This window comes from Cytophagales bacterium, from assembly GCA_033344775.1.
Taxonomy (GTDB): Bacteria; Bacteroidota; Bacteroidia; order Cytophagales; family Cyclobacteriaceae; genus JAWPMT01.
The window spans coordinates 1,091,923-1,112,576 of the sequence record JAWPMT010000001.1; the positions used below are offsets into that span (position 1 = coordinate 1,091,923).

Here is a 20,654-nt window from a genome sequence, read left to right on the forward strand (position 1 = left end):
TGCACGAAAAAACGCCTTTAGCGCGTGATGTTAGAATATTTTCTGATTGAAAATTCAGCAAAAGTTAGAAAATTTCAGGGTGTCTGACCAAGGAAACTCTTCATACGCGCTGTGGAGATTCCCGACAAAATGCTCTCACCTGAATAATATGGAGCCCATTTTTCGAGAATGACGTTTTTTCTTGAAGTTACATTTAAGCTAAAACCCCCACTTGCTCCATTCGCTCAAAAACCTGAGCAGTATGTGGTGCGTCAGCCAATTCATCCGTCAAGTCCTGTCCTGCCCAGTGCTCATAGTGCTTTCCGTTCTTCCATAGTCGGCTGTTACTTACATCGTAGATCCGATTCTGAAAGGCCACCCAAATCTCCTCTTTATCCTGGCCATTACGCAACGCCAACTGTTGTCGTGTGTAGGTTTTCATTCGGCCAGCGTCACAATGGTAATGCCCGTACCACCACGATCCGCGTGCTCGTCTTCGGTACTCAGAATATTGTTATCGCTTCGCAGGTGATTACGGATCACATCTTTCAGAATACCATGACCTTTTCCGTGAAGGATTCTCAATTGTTTCACTCCAAGCATCAGGGCATCATCGACGATGCGGTCCACCATCGGCAGCACTTCTTCTGCCCGTTTTCCACGAACATCCAACTCAGATGAAAAGGACGTCATTTTCTGATCCCAGTTCATATTGGAGACCGTAGCTTTTTGTTGTGTTTTGGCTTGACGATTGGAAATCTTTTCCAGCTTAGTCAACGTCACAAATGACTTCAGACTACCAAAAGTCACTTCCGCTTGTTTGCCTTTGATAGAAACCACATCTCCTACCGTTCCCTGGTCCTTCAAACGTACCTTGTCCCCTGCCTGGATTGGTCCTTGCTCTACTTTTGGTGGTGGTGCCGGAACTGGCCGAGCCTGTTTCTTTGCAGGTTTTCGGGCCTTTGTTTCAATCTTCCCTGCATATTCTTCCAGCGATTGACGGGAAGCTTTGGTTCGTTCTTTATCAGCCTTGGCCTCTTTGATCTCCCGAATAGTGCGTTCAATCTGTTTGTTAGCCGCCGCAATCAATTGTACTGCTTCTTGCTTGGCATCTTTCAGGATCTTCTTACGGTCTTTGTCTAGTTGCGTTCTTAAAGCTTCGTAATCATCGCGCAGAGAAGTCAATTCTTCTTTCTCCCCTTTCAATTTTCGATTGGCTTTTTCAAACTTGGCTTTCTCAGAATCAAGTTTTCCGAGCATGCGATCGTAGTTCACCTGATCGAACCCGACGATCTTCTTGGCTTCTTTCAAAATGGCCTTGTTAAGGCCCATCTTCTGTGCGATCTCGAACGCGAAAGAGCTTCCAGGCTTGCCTTGTTCCAACTCAAACAAAGGTTCCAGCTTCTCCGAGTCATAGCGCATGGCTGCGTTTTGAAGTCCCTCCGTCTTTTCCGCAAAGTCTTTCAAATTGCCATAGTGTGTAGTGATCACCCCAAAACAGCCTGTCTTTGCGAGGTTTTGCAAAATGGACTCGGCAATGGCTGCTCCAAACTGTGGTTCCGTTCCGGTACCAAACTCATCGATCAATACCAGCGAACGTTTATCTGCGAAATCAGTAAAGTAACGCATGGCTGCCAGGTGCGAACTGTACGTACTCAGATCGTTTTCCAAGGATTGTGAATCTCCAATATCCGCGAAATAGTTTCGGAAGAATCCCATTTTGGACTCTTCGTGAACGGGAATCGGAAATCCGCATTGCACCATGTACTGCAACATCCCCACCGTTTTCAAAGACACGGATTTACCACCGGCATTAGGTCCTGAAATGACCATAACCCGTTCCTTTCTGTTCAAAGAGAGGTTAAGTGGAACCACGTTTTTGCCCTGATCCTTGTGTTTCTTCCACAACAAAGGGTGACGCCCTTCTTTGATCAGGATATCTGGTTTATCCTCCACTACGGGAACCAACCCTTCGTAATCAATCGCGAATCGAGCTTTTGCATGGACAAAATCCATTTTCACCAAGAACTCCGCACCTTTTTGAAGATCAGGCAATTGTTCCCGGATCTGATCGGCTAGTGCCGTTAATATACGAATGATTTCACGCCTTTCCCGGTATTGCAGCTCTCTTACTTCATTATTCAAGTCCAATACTTCGGTTGGCTCCATGAACACCGTCTGGCCTGTGGAAGATTCATCATGTACGAAACCACGGAGTTTTCGTTTGAATTCCGCCTTGACAGGGATCACCAAACGTCCAGAGCGGACGGTCACCGCACCATCATCCTCTGTAAACTCACTTTTCTTGGAACGTTCCAATATGGTCTGGATGGTTTTTCGTACCTGGCGCTCGGCTTTACCAATCCTGCCTCTGATCTCCGAAAGCTCTTCGGAAGCATTGTCCCTGACCTCTCCCCGTTCGTCGATTCGGGCATCAATTTCGCGAACCAACTCCATGTCAGAAATAAATCCATGGGTCAATCGGGAAAGTGTAGGGTATTCCTCATTTTGCTTTTTCAGGAATTGAGACCAGTGATAAAGTGTCTCTAAAGCACTTTTTAGCACCGAAAAGTCCGCGGCATCTAAATAGGTACCTCCAGTTTTTACCCGTTTCAGCAAAGGGAAAATATCTTCAAATTGCCCACCAGGAAGAGAAGCACCACCGGTAATGGCCTTATACATTTCCCTGGTTTGGTCCAGAAAAACCTGTAACTGGCTGAACTTCGTGACCGGTTGTGCTTTATCTACCCGATCCTGCGCCAGCTGGCTTTTGCAATATTTTTTAAGGATCGACCGAACCTGATCGATCTCCAATTTCTCTTCTAAATTTTCCGGATAGAAAAGCATTAGTCTATGTTCCTGTTTTTCGCCCGCAAGGCAAGGCTATCCACCACGGCCTGATATATGGACGTAAGTTCTTCGGGGTATTCCAAATAATAATTCATGCTGCTTCGGTAACTGGCTGAATCTATGTTCATCTCCTCGAAGAGCAGGTTTTGATAGTGATTGTAGAGAAAATGGGCAGAATCGCCTTGACGCTTCGGCACCTTATTGATCTTTGCTTCCAGCAAATGCACCTGGATCAATACATCTACCATCTCGGACTTTCCTATCAAGTCCACCGGCTTTTCAGGTTCAGCCACACATCCCATCAATAGTAGCAATCCTACCACAGGTATGACAATTCGTTTTCTCATATGTCCGATTATCCGCTTCAAATGTTAATTTTTGTTATATCGAATCCGGTACTGGAAAAAGCACGTGACTCACGGCTTATTTTCTCAAAGTACATATAATTTTGATGCGCAAAATTACCTTGATGAAGGAAATCCTCAAAAAGCTTCGCAAATACGAAATCAAGGTCCGAAAGGCCATCAACTCTCAAATGCAAGGTGATTTCCAATCCATCTTCAAGGGATCGGGTCTGGAATTTGATGACGTACGGACTTACCAGTACGGTGATGATGTACGCACAATTGACTGGAATGTTAGTGCCAAAGGCCATGGAACGTTCGTAAAAACGTTCAAAGAAGAGAAAGAACAGACCGTATTCTTCGTACTGGATGTTTCTGCCTCGCAGGAGATTGGTAAGGATGGCAACCAGAAAATAGATGTGGGTAAAGAAATTACCGCATTACTTTCTTTCTCTGCCATCAAAGAAAGCAGTCAGGTTGGGTTGTTGTGTTACTCCGATCAGCGAGAGAAATACATCAAACCTGCTAAAGGAAGTCGGCATGCCTATGAGATTTTCAATGGAATCTTCTCTTTGAAGCCTACCTCCAAGAAGACGGATTTGAATAAAGCTTTAAAATTCACACTGGACCTACTGAAAAGGAGAAGCATCGTTTTTGTCATTTCGGACTTTGTGGATGAAGATTACCTCCATTCACTCAAAGGTATGGCCCGAAAGCACGACCTGATCGTCATCCACTTGTTTGACAAGAGAGAAGCAGCATTCCCTAGCTTGGGGATTGTTCCTCTGCTTGAAAAAGAATCTGGCAGAAACATCTGGGTGAATACCTCCTCAGGACAATTCAAAAACCTGTTTGACCGAACTTACCGAACCAATACAGAAACGCTGGAGACATTCTGCCGAAGAAATGACGTGAACTACCTGTCGGTGGATACCAACGAAAGTTACGTTCCCAAATTGATCAAACTATTTAAAGGAAGAAATAGAAAAAATGCACAACGTGTCCGTTAATCGATTGTTCGTATGGCTTTTCCTAATCGTCGGCCTGGGACAGTTTCAGGTTCATGGGCAGGAAATCAAGATCCGAACCGGGTTTGTGGAAGACAGCCTGGGCATCGGTGAGCCCGTTCAGTTTTGGCTGAGCGCCAGCTATCCTGCAGAAATAGAGGTCATATTGCCAGATAGCGCTTACGACTTCTCCCCTTTCGAGATCGTTGAACGGGAATTTACCCCCACACGAGCCGAAGGTGACATGGCTCTCGATAGCGCGGTGTATACCTTACAATCTTTCGAAATTGATTTGGTGCAATATCTCTCCGTAGATGCCTACGTGTTGAATGGTTCGGATTCAACGGTGATCTCTTCTAACCTTGATTCGATCTATTTTAAAGAATTAGTGGCGACAGTGAATGACACCACTCAATTGAAAACCAATCTCGCCTACAGGGAGGTTGATGGGGTATTCAACTATCCACTTTGGTCATTCATCGCATTGGGAATATTTGTCCTGATGATTCTGACGTTAATCATTTTCGGCAGAAAAATTGCCCGCAATTTTAAATTGAAGAAACTGCGAAGGGAATACGAGCAGTTCTCTTATAAAATCGGGCTGCAGATCAATAAATTGAAAGAAGAGCCAGCCCCAATGATCGCAGAAGATGCGCTGACGGATTGGAAAAAGTACCTGGAGCGATTGGAGAAAGTTCCCTATTCGAAGTACACCACAAAAGAAATCCTGGCTTATGACAATAATCAGGAGCTCAAAGACACACTTAAGATCATAGATAGAACGGTCTATGGCAAAATGGAACAGAAAGATATCTTCAAGTCATTTCAGGACATTGAGGATTTTACGCAACATCGATACACGATGGCATTAGATCGCATAAAGAATGGAGAGTAGTATGTTGAGAAGCTGGTTTTCAAGTCATTGGTTCACTCCATCAACTTTTGAGAATTTTGATTGGCAAAATCCATTATGGCTTTATCTCATTCCGATCGTTCCTGTCTTGCTAATTGTACGTTGGCTCATTGCGCTACAGTTTCGTCAAAACCTCCCGATTGCACTTTCAAAAAGTAATTTAAAGAGTGATCCGATCAGCTATTTAAGGTTCATCCCAGCATTGTTCTTCCTATTGGCAGCGATGGCAGTAATTGTAGCCATGGCAAGGCCACAGACCACTAATGAGCAGGTAGAGCAATGGAGTGAAGGAATCGACATCATGCTCACGATCGACATCAGTGAATCCATGCGAATCGAGGACTTCAAGCCTAATCGGTTGGAAGCGGCCAAAGATGTAGCTACCAATTTTGTTTCAGGTCGTTTTCAAGACCGTATCGGACTGGTTATCTTCTCAGGAGATGCCTATTCGCGGGCACCTCTCACCACGGACTATGACTTGTTGCATGGCTACATCGGTGAAATTTCCTTTGAACTGATTGAAAATAGTGGCACTGCGATTGGAAGTGCCCTGGCGGTGAGCACTAACCGATTGAGAGAATCAGAAAGCAAGAGTAAGGTATTGATCCTGCTCAGTGACGGAGACAATACGGCAGGAAACATTGACCCGATCACGGCTGCCAAACTGGCTTCTGCTTACAACATCAAAATCTACACCATTGCCATCGGAAGAGAAGGCAAGGTCCCTTTTGGGCAGGATTTCTTTGGTCAAACCAGGTATGTTGAAAATACACTTGATGAGACCAATTTGAGGGAAATCGCCAAGATCGGTAATGGTAAATTCTATCGGGTATCGGATAAACAAGCACTGGAAGCGGTATTCAATGAAATTGATCAGTTAGAAAAAGCTGAAATCAAAGAATCTCGTTACAAAGACACCACGGACTATTATGTGATTTATCTGAAGTGGGCGATCTTGTTTTTCCTGTTTTGGCTGCTCTTGAAGAGCACGTTCATGTCGAGTATTTTGACGGATTGACTGAAAAGGAGACTTCATTATGTTGTCCGCGAACTAAAGTCATCAACTTTAGCACAAAAAAAATTTTCGTCATTCCCGACTTTGATCCCGGACGGGAGCGGCGGGAATCTCAAACTCATTTAGTGTACCTAAGCTTGAGATGCCTTCATACGCAGGAAGTACGTTAAAGTTGATCACAATAGGCTTTTTTACCATTTTCAGGATTTTGAAGTAAAAACAACATCTGCAGTCCATTCACCCCGTTAGAGACAGCAGGTCAAAATTCAAAATTCAATTATGAAAAAGTTATTAGCATTCGCACTGGTATTATTGGTAGTTGCTTCACCTTCCATGGCTTCCACCGGGAACGGAGACGGAAAAGATGACAAAAAGAAAGATGCATCTTCAAAAAATTTCAGCATTGTCAAATCAGATGACAATCAATTTATGTTGCAAGTGAACTCCGTAGAGCCAGGGCACTTAAAAGTGAAAATTTTAAGTGAAGACAACACGTTCATTCACGAACAATCTATCTCTTACGATCACAGTGTAAAAGTTCCTTTCGACTTCTCAAATCTGGATGAAGGCAACTATAAGTTTCAAATCGATGGTGCTGATATGAAAGGAGTGCAGGAAGTGTTTTTAAGCAAGATGCATGAGAAAGATGTAGCAGCATTTGTCCAGGAAATAGGAGACAATAAAGTCAAATTGACGGTCTATCGGGAGAGTACTCCGGTCACTGTTTCGTTGATTGACGAAGATGGACATGGTTACTATAAGAAAGAAGTAGCAACAGAAAATAATTTTGTTCAGATCTTTGATTTATCCGACGTACAGAATAAAAGCATGATGTTGATCATCAAAGGTGAAAAATCTACTGTTTCCAAAGTGCTTTAAATCATAGCAGGTGCTCTGTCATGAAAAAACCCTTTGTTATACCAAGTATTTTCCGTTCATCATTAAAATGAGAAATACAACAACTGATTTAAATAAAGGATCGTTAATACGTCAAAGTTTAAAAATTCATCAAACAATGAAAAGAACAGCAACATTGGCAATAGCGCTCTTCATGGCGGTAGCACCCCTTTTTGCCGAAAACGGTGAGAAAGACAAAAACCCTAATTCTCCTGTGAACTTCTCAATCTCCAAAGCGAAAGACAACACTTACGTTTTGGCATTGAACTCGGAAGAATCAGGATTTGTAAAAGTTAGAATTGTAGGCGGAGTAAGTGATCTGATCCTTGAGAAAACGATTTCTTACGATGGAAGCGTGAAAGTTCCGTTCAATTTGTCTGAATTGGAAGAAGGAAATTATACCTTTGCAGTCGAAGGACCAGACATCAAAGGAACTCAGAAGGTATTCCTTAGTAAAATGCATCAGGAAGATGTAGCTGTATTTGTTGAGGAAATCGGTGACGATAAGGTAAAAGTGACTGTCTTTCATGACGATGTTCCTGTGAACATCTCACTTGTAAACGGCAAAGGCAACAAATATTTCGAAAGATCGTTAAAGCTTACAAACAATTTTGTACAGGTATTTGATCTGTCAGATGTTATTGAAGAAAAAATGACGGTGGTTGTCAAAGGACGTAAGTCCTCCATCGTAAAGAGTTTATAATCATGTTCTAGTGATTATAATTTAGGTTGATTTGGCCTCGAGTTCTCCGAACTCGAGGTTTTTCTTTTTATAGGCTATTAATTTCTTCCTTCCAGAAGACGATTTCATAGGATTGATAAACCTCCTCTTCTTTTCCTGACTTATCCCGCGAGGTTTCTGAATTTTGCAGTGAGCACATTTGCTCCACGTGGCAAACGATGATTGAGTGAGGACGACTGAACCGTCAATGTAGCCATTCATAGAATAATGAGATATTGAAGACCAACAAGTACGGGACGATTCAATAGCATCCGAATGAAAGCCCCTATCTTTCCTGCATGAACGACCTGAGACCTCTGTTTTGGACCCTGTTTGTCCTGATTTTTATTTCCTGTCAATCAAACCAAGAACCTGTACTTCACGAACATGTGACCATTCCGGACATGCCAGAACTTACAGAAAGCGTGGCTGCTGATTTCGTGGACCTTTCCTTACACTGTGTGGACCGTCCCTATCCTTATAAAATCGGATACCGGTTTCCTTCAGAAGAATGGGTTAAACCTCATACGGAAGTCCACCCTTCATTCTATGGATGCTGGGACTGGCACTCCGCCGTTCACGGACATTGGGCCATGGTGAAGGTGCTTAAGACCTTTCCCGAGATCGATAAGAAAGACTCCATTCGAATCAAATTGCGTAATAACCTTACGCAAGAAAACCTCACCGCTGAATACGACTTCTTTGCCAATCAATCATTTACCAAAGGATTCGAACGAACGTATGGATGGGCCTGGCTACTTAAACTCTATGCAGAACTAGCCACCTGGAAAGATGAAGAAGGCCAGCAATGGAAGCAAAATATGAAACCACTGGCCGAGCTGTTATCTCAAAAGACAAGTGAATACCTCCAGGCATTGTCTAGTCCTTTGCGTCCTGGCACGCATGCCAATACAGCGTTCTCTTTTGGACTGATGATGGAATACGCGGAGACCGTGAAAGACGATGAATTATTGAATGCCATGAAGGCATTCAGTGAAAAACATTTCCGCCCGGACAAGAACTGTCCAACAGCGTATGAGCCTTCAGGTACGGACTTTATCTCTCCATGCCTCGCAGAAGCAGCTTTGATGAGTAAGTTAATGCCTACTGAAATGTACCTGAGTTGGTTTCAGGACTTCCTACCCTCGCCAGGCAGTAACGAGATTCAATCCATTGAGAATCCTCCGGCCATATACGACAAAGAAGATCCGAGTATCGGCCATTTGATCGGTCTGATGTTTCAGCGAGCCTGGTGCCTCAAACAAATTGCAGCCGTATTTGGAGATACAGACCCAAGAAAAGAGTACTTTCTGAAAATTGCGCTCAAACACATCGAAGCAGGCGAAAGCATCATGTTTGAAAGTGGATATGGCGGTGCCCACTGGCTGGCCACGTTCGCTATTTATGCCTATACGATTGAGGTGTGATCAAATGTCCCACTCGTCATTGAGTAGATTGATCGCGTGATAGCCGGTGAGGTCAAACTGGCAAGGCACCACGGAAATATAATTATTGGTGATGGCCCATTCATCGTTATCCTCCCCTTTGTCATGGTTGATGAAATTTCCGGTCATCCAGAAATACTCTTTACCATAGGGGTCATGTCGTTTGTCAAACGATTCTTCCCAGCGCGCATTGGCCTGCCGACATACTTTGATCCCCTGGATGCTTTGATTTTGACTGGGTGGAATATTCACATTTAGCGCAATTCCTTTGGGAATTCCCTTATTCAATGCTTCTTCAATGATCTTGCTGATATAAGGCTCGGCATGTGACATGTCCGCACGGTGGCTGAAATCGCATAAAGAGAATCCAATGGCGGGAGTACCTTCGATGGCTCCTTCTATGGCCGCACTCATGGTCCCGGAATACAACACACTGATCGAGGTGTTGCTTCCGTGATTGATCCCACTCAATACCAGATCGAACTTACGTCCCTTCATGATTTCATGCTTGGCCAATTTCACACAGTCCGCCGGTGTACCACTGCACTCAAAGGCTGCTATTCCATCAAACAAGCGGTTTTTTTTGATCCTTAAGGTATCCCCAACAGTAATGGCATGCCCCATACCCGATTGGGGACTGTCCGGAGCCACGACCACCACTTCTCCCAGCTTGCGAGCAATGCTGATCAGTGTTTCGATTCCGGGTGAAGTGATCCCATCATCATTCGTGATGAGTATCAAAGGCAGGTTTGCTTCGGACATAATCTTAGTGTGATTTCGAGCGCAAGTTACTCACAGCATCGGAACCTCAAGCGAAAAGGTTTGTCAGTCGTCAGATCGAATTATAGAAGGCTGTAATCCGCACCAGATCACGGGCATTGTCCGTCTTCAGGCTGTTACTTTTGATGAATTCCTTCACTTTCCTGCCTTTCAGGGACATGATTTCATACAGGTCCGATTTCTTTCCGGAATAAGCCGCCAGGTCACCATCCTTGTCCACGAAATAAAACTCCAGTGCAACCTTATCTCGGACGACTGACGTTCCTCGGGTCACTGAATTACCAAGTGGCACTGTTTCCTGAACAATTGCTTCACGTGCCAACAAAGACAAAGGTCCTTCAAAAAGCAACTCAAAAAATACCGGCGTTTCGTGATCGTATTTCAGTCGATACGGAATGCTGTAAAACTGCCGGTAATTCTCAACGAGTTTGTCATATATATTGAAATAGAATACCTGAAAGCTCGAAAGCGTCTTGAAACTCCTATTCTGCAACAGGACGACATTGGTCTCCATGTCATATTTCACTTGTCCCCGTAGTGTATCGCCCTTTGCGGTAACCACGAAACCATCGTGCCAAAAGTCCGACGAAAACTGCTGTGCTTTAGCTGAAACAGCAAATAAGAAAAATACAACTATGAACGAACTGACTCTCATCTATTTCAAAATATCGTGCCCCATCTTGTCACGCTTGGTTTCCAGGTATTTCTGGTTGTGCTCGTTGGGGTTAATCTCAATAGGGACATTCTCAACAATTTCCAGGCCATAACCCATTAGCCCCACCCTTTTTTTAGGGTTATTGGTTATTAACTTCAATTTACGTATTCCTAGTTCCCGTAAAATTTGTGCACCTACCCCATAATCTCTTTCATCCATCTTGAATCCGAGGTGCAAATTGGCCTCCACGGTATCCATTCCCTCTTCCTGAAGCTTGTACGCTTTCAATTTATTGATCAACCCAATGCCACGACCTTCCTGATTCATGTAGAGTACTACTCCTTTTCCTTCACGCTCAATCATGTCCATGGCAGCATCCAACTGTTTCCCACAATCGCAGCGATAAGAATGGAAAATATCACCTGTCATACAGGAGGAATGTACACGCACCATGACCGGCTCATTTTCTTCCCACGATCCTTTTACCAACGCTAAATGATGGTCGCCAGTATTCAACTGGGTAAAAGCGCGCAAATTAAAATTACCTTGTGTCGTAGGCATGGCTACCTCGATCTCTTCTTTTACCAGCGATTCCTTTTCGAGGCGGTATTCGATCAGGTCTTTAATGGCCACCAATTTTAACCCATGCTTATCTGCTATTTTTCTCAAGTCTGGCAGACGGGCCATGGTTCCATCATCTTTCAATACTTCCACCAATGCTCCTGCAGGCTGTAATCCAGCCAATCGGGCAAAGTCTACGGTAGCTTCTGTATGTCCTGTACGTCGAAGTACGCCTCCATTTTTGGCTTTCAACGGAAAAATATGCCCGGGGCGGCCAAGGTCTTCCGGTTTGGTTTGAGGGTCTGCCAAAGCCTGAACAGTCTTCGCACGATCGTAAGTTGAAATACCCGTAGTTGTACCATGTCCCAACAAATCAACTGACACAGTGAAAGGCGTTTCATGAATGGCCGTGTTCTTACCTACCATCAGGTCCAGCCCTAATTGATTGGCACGGTCTTCTGTGATAGAGGCACAAACCAATCCGCGCCCCTCTTTGATCATGAAATTGATAATTTCAGGGGTGACTTTTTCAGCGGCACATATAAAGTCGCCTTCATTTTCACGGTCTTCATCATCCACTACAATGATGATTTCTCCGTTTTTGATTGCCTCTATGGCATCTTCGATTTTATCGAGCATTTGGGTTATTATAATTCAATCTATTCCTATAACACGTTACTTGACCGTGACGTTACCAAGAAGTGCAGCTATTTCCACTTCCATCTGTTTAAGATCATTAATTTCATCGAGAATCTCATCAATTTCTTCGTCAGCAGCATCTTTCAATTTGCCACTTTCCTCCTCGACCAGGTGCTGTATGATCCTGAATTTCAACCTTAAGATGTTCGTGAAAACAAGGTTTTTAAGGTTTTCGGATTCAGACGGCACCTCAATGTGATACTTTTCACTCCAATTGACGCTGACTTCATATTTTGGGGTACTCAAGTCAATGACCTCCTTCTTGATTTCCTCATCATCCAGGGATAAAAGGTATTCGGAATTGATTGCTTCACCTTCCGCGGCTCTTTCCCGGAACAAGTCCAGTACCCTTCTGTAAACAGGAATGGTAAATTCAATCTCTTCAATTTCCGAAAGGAAATAATCGATCAGAATCTCATCAGCATCATTCTTTGTAATCAATTCATTCCCATAATTGATGAGTACGCGCACACTTTCTCGCTCCTGATAATAAATCGCTGAGTTCCTGTAATCCTCTTCAATTACAGGCTCAACCGTATCTCCCATGAACAAGTCTTCCGTGGTAATTGGCGGCGGCCCGTCACCTTCATAAGGAGGAGAAGAAGGAGCCGAACCCGGACGCGGCGGTGGGCTTTTTGGAGCTTTCTGACGCTCTATGAGCAGTTTGTTCTGTTCGGAGATCAAGACCGTCTCACTGATCCCCATCAGGTCACTGCATTCCTTTAGATATACTGCACGCTTAACTGGGTCATTGATCTTTGAAATGCTCCCAACAATGTCTTTGATGGACTCTGATCGTTTGATCGGGTCTTTCTCAATGTCCTCCATGAGGAGACCGACCTTGAACCGAATGATGTCCTGGGATTCTGATTCGAGGAAATGCTGAAATGCTGTTGTACTGAGCTGCCTGGAGTAGCTATCCGGATCTTCTCCTTCCGGTAAAGCCACCGCTCTTACATTCAGGTCACCTTCCAGCAGCATGTCTATCCCTCTGATGGCTGCTCGGATACCTGCAGCATCCCCATCAAACAATACAGTGACATTTTTACTGTACCTGCGGATCAACTTGACCTGCTCTTCAGTCAGGGCCGTTCCTGAAGAGGAAACTACATTCTTCACTCCGGCCTGGTGCATAGCCATCACATCAGTATACCCCTCTACCAGAAAGCAATTATCTTCCTGGCGTATGAATTGCTTGGCTTGAAAAAGCCCGTACAATACCCGACTCTTATTGTAAAGATCGGTCTCGGGAGAATTGAGGTATTTGGGTTGTTTCTTGTCTGTACTTAGTGTCCGGGCACCAAATGCAATGACCTTTCCAGTGATGTTGTGGATTGGAAACATAACCCGTCCACGAAACCGGTCATAAACTTTATTTTCTTCCTTAGAAACAATCAAGCCCGCCTCTAATAAGATATCTTTCTGATACCCTTTTGCGGTAGCCGTTTTGTAGAGATAATCCCACTCCTGAACTGTATAACCTAACTCAAAAGTCTGAATGGTGTCATCTGTGAATCCTCGTTCTTTGAAATAACTGATCCCTATGGATTGTCCTTCCTCATGCTCATGCAAGAGCGTTTTGAACTGCTCCTTGGCAAAATTTGTGACGATATAAAGGCTTTCCCTTCGGTTTTGAGCAGCTAATTGCTCATCCGTCTGTTCTTCCTCCTGAACTTCAATGCCGTACTTACCAGCCAGGTATTTAAGGGCCTCCACATAGCTCAGGCCATCTACCTCCATCACAAAAGTGATCGCATCTCCTCCTTTTCCCGAACTGAAATCCTTGAAGATACCCTTTGAAGGGACTACATAGAAGGAAGGCGTCTTTTCACTGGTAAATGGGCTGAGCGCTTTGTAGCTACTACCAGACTTCTTCAATTCTACGAAATCGTTCACCACCTCGACAATATCGACGCGGTTCTTTATCTCATCAATGACACTTGGAGGAATCACGGCTCAAAATTAGCATATCCCAACAGAGTTCAGAGGGATTAACACGTACATTCTGAAACTACTCACCAAGAAGTAACTATCGATGGTTTTCGTAAGTATTAGGCGGCAGTAAAAACAGCTCCTTAATCGGCTTTAATTCTTGATATGCCTTCACGATGCCCTGGAGCTGATCCACGGAGCGAATTCCGAGTACTGCAGTAGTAATCGCGTCATGTTGCAACACAAACTGCAAACTTGCTTTCAATGGATCTCCATGTTGTGACCATCGTTTCTTGAGTTCAGCCACTTGTTCTTCCGAATAACTCAGGTAGGGCTTCGCAGGCTTATTGACCAATATGCCACGAGCCAGCCCTCCCCTACTCAACACACCGATCCCTGACTCTTGAAGGGCGCCCAATACGGATTCTTCAGGCCTTCGATCCAGGGCACTGTATTGCGACATCACACTGCTAATATTGGATCGCTGAATGTATTCCCGGATCACATTCGGCCTAATTGATGAGATTCCATAAGCACGGATTTTACCGGATTCCTTCAATAACTCAAAGGCTTCAATGATCTCATCAATGGGATCTTCAATGGTCCCGCCATGCAGTTGATACAGGTCCAAATAGTCTGTTTGCAAACGCCTCAGGCTATCTTCAACTGCCTTTAGCATATAAGCCTTATTTGGTCCCCAATGCCATGTTTTTCCGTCTGGGTTCAGTACATTCCCAACTTTGGATGAAATGAATACCTCCTTTCTTTTATTAAAAAGCGCCTTACCAATGGTTTCCTCATTAAATCCTTGATCGTAAAGATCTGCTGTATCAAAAAAATTGATCCCAAGATCAATGGCCTGGTGAATGATCTTTTCGTTTTCCTGATGATCCTGTCCTAACGACATACCACCAAAAGCAATCTCACTAACTTCCAGTCCTGAATTTCCAAGTACCCTTGTCTTGATCATACGTCAAAGTTAATAGGACTGGGTACTAAAACCCTCCTCCGGCGGGTGGTTCCCACAATTCAATCTTATTCCCCTCAGGGTCCATGATATGCAGAAATTTTCCATATTCATAAGATTCAATATCATCTACAATATGTACTTCTGCAGCTTCGAGTTCTTTTTTCAGGGCCTCCAAATCCGCCACGCGATAATTGATCATGTATGGTTTGGCGGAAGGACCAAAGTAGTCCGTATCTTCTTTGAAAGGACTCCATTGCAAAAAGGTAGGTTCGTCAGGATTGTCAAAATCCCTTGATTTAAACATGTGTCCATAATCGTCAGTTTCGAAACCTAGATTATCCGTATACCATTTTTTGAGTCCTGCAGGGTCTTGTGTCTTGAAGAAAATACCTCCGATTCCTGTTACTTTTTTCATTTTCCTAGAAATTTTAAATTCATCACAAAGCAACAGGGGTTTCAGATGAATCACTTCACCCGAAAGGACGATTAGACACAAATCACCCTAAAGTATGAAGGTATCTACTCTCTGTAAAAGTCGATCAGGGAGGAGAAATACAGGTTATTCCAGCCATCTACCATTTCCTCATAATCTTCATCTGGAATGTTCTTGTGATTGAGTTCGGCGGACGTGCCCTTGTTATGTGGATGTAGTTTTATGGTCACGATAGATTCGGAAGTTACCCCATCAAAATACCATTGCTGAACAATCTTCTTCCCAGGTTCGAATTCCAGGTTCTTCCCGACAATGGAGCCTTCCCAAAGAGAAAATTCCGAACCAGGTTCAGTGCTCATAACAGCTTCTTCTCCACTCCAGAGGTGAATGGTCAAGGGATGGGTAAGTGCCAGGTACACTTCCTCGGGGGTTGCCGGAATGATGAAATACTTCTTGTAATCTTTCATTTAGTCGCAAGCTACAAAAAGGAAGATATTCAATGATCTTGTTCCATTGAATTAATCCGATGATTGCTCTATTCGGCTAACGCAAACTAACTTCCCCCCTAAACGAACACTCTTCTGAGATTAAAAGAATCGGGCCGCTTTTTTTGCCGTAATGATCTCTGTGTTCATTCCTACCCAATGCAGATTACCATTGTAACGTCCATGTTCCATTTTCACACATCGATCCATGATCACATCCAGGCCATTTTCCACAGCCAGCTTTGCTGCATCACGATTCACTATGGACAATTGCATCCAAATAGCCTTTGCTCCTACTTCAATCGCTTCCTGAACAATTGCCTCGCAATCTTGTGGTCGCCGGAAAATATCGACGATATCAATCTTATCCGGTACACTTTTTAAATCCGGGTAACTCTTCTCTCCAAGAATTTCTTCCTTCATTGGATTCACCGGAATGACATTGAAACCTTCTGATTTTAAATAGGACCCAACAAAATTACTGGCACGTTGGGGCTTGTCAGACAACCCTACAATAGCAATGTTCTGTGAAAAGTGCAGTAATTGCCTGATCACATCAGGGTTTTGATACGCTTCACGCTCTCCTACTGAGAGGCTGGTGTTCATTGAGATATCGCACGAAAGGCTTGTTCCAAGTCCCATATTAAGTCTTCTGTAGTTTCTAATCCAACTGATAATCTAATCAGGCCAGGTGATATTCCAGCCTGCTCTAATTCTTCTTGTGATAGTTGCTGATGTGTGGTTGATCCGGGATGCAAGACCAGGCTCTTCACATCTCCAAGATTAGCCACGTGACTAAATAATTGCAATTCCTCTAAAAACCGCTTACCCGCTTCTCGGCTTGAATGCCCATTAACTGGTTTTATTCCAAAAGAGAACACAGAGCCTGAACCCTTTGGAAGGTATTTTTTCGCCCTCTCGTAATGTTCATGGCTCTTGAGACCCGAATAATTCACCCATTCCACCTGATCATGCCCCTCGAGATAGGTAGCAATTTTCATGGCATTTTGAATGTGGCGGTCCATACGCACCGATAAGGTCTCCAAGCCATTGACCAAATTGAATGCATCGAACGCTGATAAAGAGGTTCCTACATCTCTCAGAGTTTCCACACGCGCTTTCATCAAAAAGCCGTAGTGTCCGAAAGTTTCATAGAATTTCAACCCATGGTACGGCGCCGATGGTTCTGCAATGGTTGGGTAATTGCTGTAATCGAACTTTCCCGACTCCACAATCACTCCTGCCACACCAGTACCGTGTCCATTGATGAACTTAGTCGCAGAATGGATCACAATATCCGCTCCCAATGAAAGCGGCTGGCACAAATACGGGGATGCCAGGGTATTGTCAATGATCAAAGGCATATTATGCGTCTTTGCCAAAGCAGAAATCTCTTCAAATGGGAACACGCTTCCTTGTGGATTACCAATGGTCTCTCCATAGAGTGCTTTTGTGTTGGAATTGATCTTCTCCTCCCATAATTCCGGTTGATTTGGGTCCACAAAATGAACCTTGATCGAAAGTTTCTTCAAGGTATGCTCAAATTGGGTGTAAGTCCCGCCGTAAAGATGTGAGGAAGCCACCACCTCGTCTCCCGGTTGCAGCAAAGTCATTAACGCCACAAACTGCGCGGCCATTCCACTTGACACAGCGACAGCCCCTGTTCCTCCTTCCAGGCTAGCGATACGTTCTTCAAAAACCGCAACAGTCGGGTTCATCAATCGGGAATAAATATTTCCGTATTGCTTCAATTCAAAGAGTGAGGCTGCCTGCTCAGGGCTATCAAATACAAAACCGGCTGAAGGATAGATCGGAACTGCTCGTGCTCCGGTATGCGGGTCCGGAATGTGACCAGCATGTAACATACGAGTCTCGAATCCGAATTTTTTTCTTTCTGACATGGAAATTTTAGTATCGCTGGCAATTTAAACCAAATGCCTCCGAAAAAAATTCGAGCTTACAGGGACGGTCATGTGGTAATGACCAAATGTTCGTCCAGCAGACAAAATGAATCACCAAGTATTATTCCACGATGGATAATTCCCAAATCCGTGCCGGAGCGGATGCATGAGTATGCTGCGGTTGCGTATCAGTGGATCCACTGATCAATAATTTGCTCCCATCTTCACTAAAGGTGATACCAATAGGTCTATTGATGTCTGCAGTCAGTGCACCACCTCTGGGGATTCCTCTGCTACCTGATCCAGCAAAAACGGTCACATCTCCATCAAGGGTTACTTTATATATCCTACTATCGCCTGTACTGGCCACATAAATGGCGTCTTCGTGATAGGTTAGGTATCCTAACCACATGATATAAATATCTGCAGGGAAATTCTCAGGAATAGCTGTTGGAATCTCTGCGAATTCCGAAACAACTCCTTCCGGGGTAATTTTCGAAATTAAACCACGTTCAATGTTATGACTGACATAAAGATTGCCCGTCTCATCACCTGTAATTCCCCTGGCGTTTTCAGGAATATTTGCGAATATTTCATTTTCATTCGTCTCCAAATTCCATTTTAAGATGGTCCTGGATTCCGGGTTTACGACAAATAATTCCTGATTATCGTTGACGTACACACCATCATTACCTTCAACTGAAAAATTATTCAACACAATCGTAGATGCCCTTCCATCAGCATCTATTTTTAAAACCCGGGCATAGTTCAGAATTGATTGATAGACATTTCCGTCCTGATCCCGTGTATTCCCTCCTAACATCCGGTGAGGCCCATTCCAAAGGTTGATGGTACCTGAATTACTCATTTGATAGACCGGAAAAACTTCCGAATCATCTTCAGAAAGCACTCCTACCATATTGTAGCTTCCCATGATTACATCACCCTGAGCATTTAATGTAAGGCTGCCGGCACCAGGAGAAAAAGCATTCTCAAACCCCGGAAATTCATTGGTAAAATTGCTTATTAAGTTATTCTGTTTTAAAGTGATTGATTCCTCAGCGACCAACAATGAAGTAGAAAATGTTTTTGAATCTGCAGGTATGCTTAATACGCCAACCTTATATTCAACATCTTCTGTTAAAAGATCACCATCCGTATCACGAGAATCCTGAGTAAAAGTAATTCCTTGAATAGGAAATATATCGTCTGGTGAAGCAGACTCAAAATAAGGTGAACTATTGGCCTCGGTAAGTGATAGCGTTCCATTAGAAGCCTTAAAGACAACAGCTCTATATGCAGCGATATTGTCATTTTCGAACTGTTCGCTCACAAATATCTCTAAATCAGCCCCATTACCTGCATTTCCATTATCAGCAGGAGTAATTCCCCGAACTGGGTCTAATGGAAAAGGGTCTTCAGTATTACAAGCTATAAGGAGAAAAAGTACTCCAAGAAAACCAGGAGAGAAATTTCGATAAACGTAAGTAGTAAACATGATGGTTGGCTTGATTCAAGAATATAACAACCATGAATCTGATAACCTTATGAGGTGTTTGAATTGGAGTCAGGATATTAAACAGCTCGCCGACAAATCAAAATTGACAACTACAAAATCCGACCAAGAAAAAAGATGGTAGTATGGTCAATCCAGATTTCTCAATAATGAATTACTGAGCGATATCTCCCTCTTGATTGAGTCGCATTAAGGAAATTAAGGTGTTTCCACTACCAAAATCAACCGTACTAAGGATCATGATATCGCCAGAAGGCAAAACCACGATATCTTCTCCAACATCACTGCCTGCTGAAAGACCGTAGTTTCTTCTTGACGCACCCACTTCATTTCCAGATTGATCTAATTGCGAGACCAAAATTTCAGAGTTCTTATCTGGATAATTTAGAAATTCTCCAACAACTACGTAGTTTCCATTGCGGCCAATCGCAATACCGTATCCATTTCCTTCCGGATTAGGAACTACGACTGGAGGGTTCTCTAAATCAGTAATGCCTAAATCAATTTCCTTTCCAATTTCCATACTAACCGCTTCTGCTGAAGTGTAGGTATAGTTGATGAAAAATGGTCGGGTATCGGCTCCAGCTTTTGAGGAAATTCCGGTAACGACATATCCCGAAGGTCTTTTGAATACCGCAGTAGCTACATCATCGAAATCTTCTTGCCCATCGATCATAAAACCACTCGCCAAACCATCGTTAGGAGAAGCCAATTCATTGATAGGAAGTAGAATCACATTTCGCCCCTGAGAAGATAACTCTTTATCGCTAGTCCCAATTATTACGAAATTATCTTCCTCAAACTCGTCGATATAAATCCCTTCATCATCTCCTTCGAATCCACGGGTTCTTCTCCACAATACCGAGTCAGTTTCCATGTTTACTCGCGCGATGAAAATCTGTGTTTCATTGTCCGGTATACCAGATATGTCTGCAATAGGATCACCAGACTCTTCAAAATTGGAGGAACCGGTAACAATCAGGTCATTGGATCCGTCTGATGTTCGAACAACATCCAATCCCCGTAGGTTAAATCCTTCAAGCGCGTTATCTACTGTGTCAACCACCTCGATAATCAAATCTCTAATAGGGTCCAGATTTTCATTCAATTCCTGAATGAAAATTACGGAATGAGGGTTATTGGCTCCAAGATCGCGGCTGGAGGTTCCTACTATAACAAATCCTTCATCTTCGACAAGAATGGCACCTGGCTCATCTTCTCCTCCTCCATTCCCTTCTGGGTCCTGATCACGATAATCAAAAACCTGAGTAGCAATTTCATTTCCGCCCATATCCACTCGACGCACTACCACATCTCTGTCGATGCGTTCACCGACTGTTGAAACCTGAGACCCCAGAATAATGAGGCTTGAACCAATTGTTCCGGGCCCAATCGGATCATATACCAGATCCACGCCTATTTGAGAACCGTCGACCCCATAGTATTTCACAAAAGTATCTTGTGGATCAGGACTATCGCTATCAGAAATCTCACAACCAAAGAGTAAGATTAAAAACGAAACGTATAGATAGATATGAGTTTTTTTCACAA

General features: G+C 43.7%; 21 protein-coding genes. 6 read left to right on the forward strand and 15 right to left on the reverse strand.

All coding sequences use genetic code 11. The annotated features are described in order from the left end of the window. Nucleotides 1–193 precede the first annotated feature (193 nt). The 3 genes from R8G66_04530 to R8G66_04540 are packed head-to-tail and all read right to left on the reverse strand — an operon-like array spanning nucleotide 194 to nucleotide 3,176. Entirely contained in the window at nucleotides 194–421 is a 228-nt protein-coding gene (locus R8G66_04530) for a cytochrome b5 domain-containing protein (GenBank protein ID MDW3191601.1), read from the reverse strand. Then, complete coding sequence (locus tag R8G66_04535) at nucleotides 418–2,826, reverse strand: endonuclease MutS2 (GenBank protein ID MDW3191602.1); 2,409 nt, start codon at nucleotides 2,824–2,826, stop codon at nucleotides 418–420. The genes R8G66_04530 and R8G66_04535 overlap by 4 nt, the downstream gene beginning before the upstream one ends. Beyond that, nucleotides 2,826–3,176 carry a DUF4296 domain-containing protein gene (locus R8G66_04540; protein ID MDW3191603.1) on the reverse strand — a complete coding sequence of 117 codons (351 nt, stop codon included), beginning with the start codon at nucleotides 3,174–3,176 and terminating at the stop codon, nucleotides 2,826–2,828. The genes R8G66_04535 and R8G66_04540 overlap by 1 nt, the downstream gene beginning before the upstream one ends. A gap of 122 nt (nucleotides 3,177–3,298) precedes the next feature. On the opposite strand from R8G66_04540, the gene R8G66_04545 reads away from it, so the two are divergent. Genes R8G66_04545 through R8G66_04555 form a run of 3 tightly spaced genes read left to right on the forward strand, consistent with a single transcriptional unit; the run spans nucleotide 3,299 to nucleotide 6,111 of the window. Beyond that, nucleotides 3,299–4,183 carry a DUF58 domain-containing protein gene (locus R8G66_04545; GenBank protein MDW3191604.1) on the forward strand — a complete coding sequence of 295 codons (885 nt, stop codon included), beginning with the start codon at nucleotides 3,299–3,301 and terminating at the stop codon, nucleotides 4,181–4,183. Further along, on the forward strand, nucleotides 4,173–5,075 hold the full coding sequence (locus R8G66_04550) for a hypothetical protein (protein ID MDW3191605.1): 903 nt from the start codon (nucleotides 4,173–4,175) through the stop codon (nucleotides 5,073–5,075). The genes R8G66_04545 and R8G66_04550 overlap by 11 nt, the downstream gene beginning before the upstream one ends. Continuing rightward, nucleotides 5,065–6,111, forward strand: a complete 1,047-nt coding sequence (locus R8G66_04555) for a VWA domain-containing protein (GenBank protein MDW3191606.1) — start codon at nucleotides 5,065–5,067, stop codon at nucleotides 6,109–6,111. Before R8G66_04550 ends, R8G66_04555 begins: the two co-directional genes overlap by 11 nt. Nucleotides 6,112–6,180: 69 nt before the next feature. On the opposite strand, the gene R8G66_04560 is transcribed toward R8G66_04555, so the two are convergent. Further along, complete coding sequence (locus R8G66_04560; GenBank protein ID MDW3191607.1) at nucleotides 6,181–6,306, reverse strand: hypothetical protein; 126 nt, start codon at nucleotides 6,304–6,306, stop codon at nucleotides 6,181–6,183. Nucleotides 6,307–6,387: 81 nt separating this feature from the next. Between R8G66_04560 and R8G66_04565 the strand changes: the two genes are divergently transcribed. From R8G66_04565 to R8G66_04575, 3 genes are all read left to right on the forward strand, one after another. After that, on the forward strand, nucleotides 6,388–6,987 hold the full coding sequence (locus tag R8G66_04565) for a hypothetical protein (GenBank protein MDW3191608.1): 600 nt from the start codon (nucleotides 6,388–6,390) through the stop codon (nucleotides 6,985–6,987). A gap of 136 nt (nucleotides 6,988–7,123) precedes the next feature. Beyond that, nucleotides 7,124–7,708 carry a hypothetical protein gene (locus tag R8G66_04570; protein MDW3191609.1) on the forward strand — a complete coding sequence of 195 codons (585 nt, stop codon included), beginning with the start codon at nucleotides 7,124–7,126 and terminating at the stop codon, nucleotides 7,706–7,708. A 317-nt stretch (nucleotides 7,709–8,025) separates the two neighbouring features. Next, nucleotides 8,026–9,153, forward strand: a complete 1,128-nt coding sequence (locus R8G66_04575) for a DUF2891 domain-containing protein (GenBank protein ID MDW3191610.1) — start codon at nucleotides 8,026–8,028, stop codon at nucleotides 9,151–9,153. Here R8G66_04575 and surE read toward each other — a convergent pair whose 3' ends face one another. From surE to R8G66_04630, 11 genes are all read right to left on the reverse strand, one after another. Further along, nucleotides 9,154–9,933, reverse strand: a complete 780-nt coding sequence (gene surE, locus R8G66_04580; GenBank protein MDW3191611.1) for a 5'/3'-nucleotidase SurE — start codon at nucleotides 9,931–9,933, stop codon at nucleotides 9,154–9,156. A gap of 70 nt (nucleotides 9,934–10,003) precedes the next feature. Beyond that, the gene (locus R8G66_04585) at nucleotides 10,004–10,606 is read right to left on the reverse strand and encodes a hypothetical protein (GenBank protein ID MDW3191612.1); all 603 of its coding nucleotides are present in this window, start codon (nucleotides 10,604–10,606) and stop codon (nucleotides 10,004–10,006) included. Continuing rightward, on the reverse strand, nucleotides 10,607–11,806 hold the full coding sequence (locus R8G66_04590) for a bifunctional 3,4-dihydroxy-2-butanone-4-phosphate synthase/GTP cyclohydrolase II (protein MDW3191613.1): 1,200 nt from the start codon (nucleotides 11,804–11,806) through the stop codon (nucleotides 10,607–10,609). Nucleotides 11,807–11,842: 36 nt separating this feature from the next. After that, nucleotides 11,843–13,819: a DNA primase gene (dnaG, locus tag R8G66_04595; protein ID MDW3191614.1), complete on the reverse strand. Its 1,977-nt coding sequence runs from the start codon at nucleotides 13,817–13,819 to the stop codon at nucleotides 11,843–11,845. A gap of 76 nt (nucleotides 13,820–13,895) precedes the next feature. Then, on the reverse strand, nucleotides 13,896–14,768 hold the full coding sequence (locus tag R8G66_04600; protein ID MDW3191615.1) for an aldo/keto reductase: 873 nt from the start codon (nucleotides 14,766–14,768) through the stop codon (nucleotides 13,896–13,898). Nucleotides 14,769–14,793: 25 nt separating this feature from the next. After that, entirely contained in the window at nucleotides 14,794–15,183 is a 390-nt protein-coding gene (locus R8G66_04605; protein MDW3191616.1) for a VOC family protein, read from the reverse strand. A 104-nt stretch (nucleotides 15,184–15,287) separates the two neighbouring features. Continuing rightward, nucleotides 15,288–15,668: an SRPBCC domain-containing protein gene (locus R8G66_04610; GenBank protein MDW3191617.1), complete on the reverse strand. Its 381-nt coding sequence runs from the start codon at nucleotides 15,666–15,668 to the stop codon at nucleotides 15,288–15,290. Between the two features lie 120 nt (nucleotides 15,669–15,788). Continuing rightward, on the reverse strand, nucleotides 15,789–16,292 hold the full coding sequence (locus R8G66_04615; GenBank protein ID MDW3191618.1) for a CoA-binding protein: 504 nt from the start codon (nucleotides 16,290–16,292) through the stop codon (nucleotides 15,789–15,791). Next, a complete protein-coding gene (locus R8G66_04620; GenBank protein ID MDW3191619.1) occupies nucleotides 16,289–17,587 on the reverse strand; it encodes an O-acetylhomoserine aminocarboxypropyltransferase/cysteine synthase family protein in 1,299 nt (432 codons plus the stop codon). Before R8G66_04620 ends, R8G66_04615 begins: the two co-directional genes overlap by 4 nt. Before the next feature lie 121 nt (nucleotides 17,588–17,708). Continuing rightward, entirely contained in the window at nucleotides 17,709–19,085 is a 1,377-nt protein-coding gene (locus R8G66_04625; protein MDW3191620.1) for a hypothetical protein, read from the reverse strand. 172 nt (nucleotides 19,086–19,257) lie between these two features. Beyond that, nucleotides 19,258–20,652, reverse strand: coding sequence for a hypothetical protein (locus R8G66_04630; GenBank protein ID MDW3191621.1), 1,395 nt, complete (start codon nucleotides 20,650–20,652; stop codon nucleotides 19,258–19,260). Between the last annotated feature and the right edge of the window lie 2 nt (nucleotides 20,653–20,654).

What these genes read in the sequence shown, in the direction of transcription:
- R8G66_04610 (MDW3191617.1), bottom strand. Translation starts at nt 15,668, where the DNA reads ATGAAAGATTACAAGAAGTATTTCATCATTCCGGCAACCCCCGAGGAA.
- R8G66_04560 (MDW3191607.1), bottom strand. Translation starts at nt 6,306, where the DNA reads ATGGTAAAAAAGCCTATTGTGATCAACTTTAACGTACTTCCTGCGTAT.
- surE (MDW3191611.1), bottom strand. Translation starts at nt 9,933, where the DNA reads ATGTCCGAAGCAAACCTGCCTTTGATACTCATCACGAATGATGATGGG.
- R8G66_04545 (MDW3191604.1), top strand. Translation starts at nt 3,299, where the DNA reads ATGAAGGAAATCCTCAAAAAGCTTCGCAAATACGAAATCAAGGTCCGA.
- R8G66_04625 (MDW3191620.1), bottom strand. Translation starts at nt 19,085, where the DNA reads ATGTTTACTACTTACGTTTATCGAAATTTCTCTCCTGGTTTTCTTGGA.
- R8G66_04615 (MDW3191618.1), bottom strand. Translation starts at nt 16,292, where the DNA reads ATGAACACCAGCCTCTCAGTAGGAGAGCGTGAAGCGTATCAAAACCCT.
- R8G66_04555 (MDW3191606.1), top strand. Translation starts at nt 5,065, where the DNA reads ATGGAGAGTAGTATGTTGAGAAGCTGGTTTTCAAGTCATTGGTTCACT.
- R8G66_04620 (MDW3191619.1), bottom strand. Translation starts at nt 17,587, where the DNA reads ATGTCAGAAAGAAAAAAATTCGGATTCGAGACTCGTATGTTACATGCT.
- R8G66_04575 (MDW3191610.1), top strand. Translation starts at nt 8,026, where the DNA reads ATGAACGACCTGAGACCTCTGTTTTGGACCCTGTTTGTCCTGATTTTT.
- R8G66_04530 (MDW3191601.1), bottom strand. Translation starts at nt 421, where the DNA reads ATGAAAACCTACACACGACAACAGTTGGCGTTGCGTAATGGCCAGGAT.
- R8G66_04565 (MDW3191608.1), top strand. Translation starts at nt 6,388, where the DNA reads ATGAAAAAGTTATTAGCATTCGCACTGGTATTATTGGTAGTTGCTTCA.
- R8G66_04570 (MDW3191609.1), top strand. Translation starts at nt 7,124, where the DNA reads ATGAAAAGAACAGCAACATTGGCAATAGCGCTCTTCATGGCGGTAGCA.
- R8G66_04535 (MDW3191602.1), bottom strand. Translation starts at nt 2,826, where the DNA reads ATGCTTTTCTATCCGGAAAATTTAGAAGAGAAATTGGAGATCGATCAG.
- R8G66_04605 (MDW3191616.1), bottom strand. Translation starts at nt 15,183, where the DNA reads ATGAAAAAAGTAACAGGAATCGGAGGTATTTTCTTCAAGACACAAGAC.
- R8G66_04600 (MDW3191615.1), bottom strand. Translation starts at nt 14,768, where the DNA reads ATGATCAAGACAAGGGTACTTGGAAATTCAGGACTGGAAGTTAGTGAG.
- R8G66_04540 (MDW3191603.1), bottom strand. Translation starts at nt 3,176, where the DNA reads ATGAGAAAACGAATTGTCATACCTGTGGTAGGATTGCTACTATTGATG.
- R8G66_04590 (MDW3191613.1), bottom strand. Translation starts at nt 11,806, where the DNA reads ATGCTCGATAAAATCGAAGATGCCATAGAGGCAATCAAAAACGGAGAA.
- R8G66_04585 (MDW3191612.1), bottom strand. Translation starts at nt 10,606, where the DNA reads ATGAGAGTCAGTTCGTTCATAGTTGTATTTTTCTTATTTGCTGTTTCA.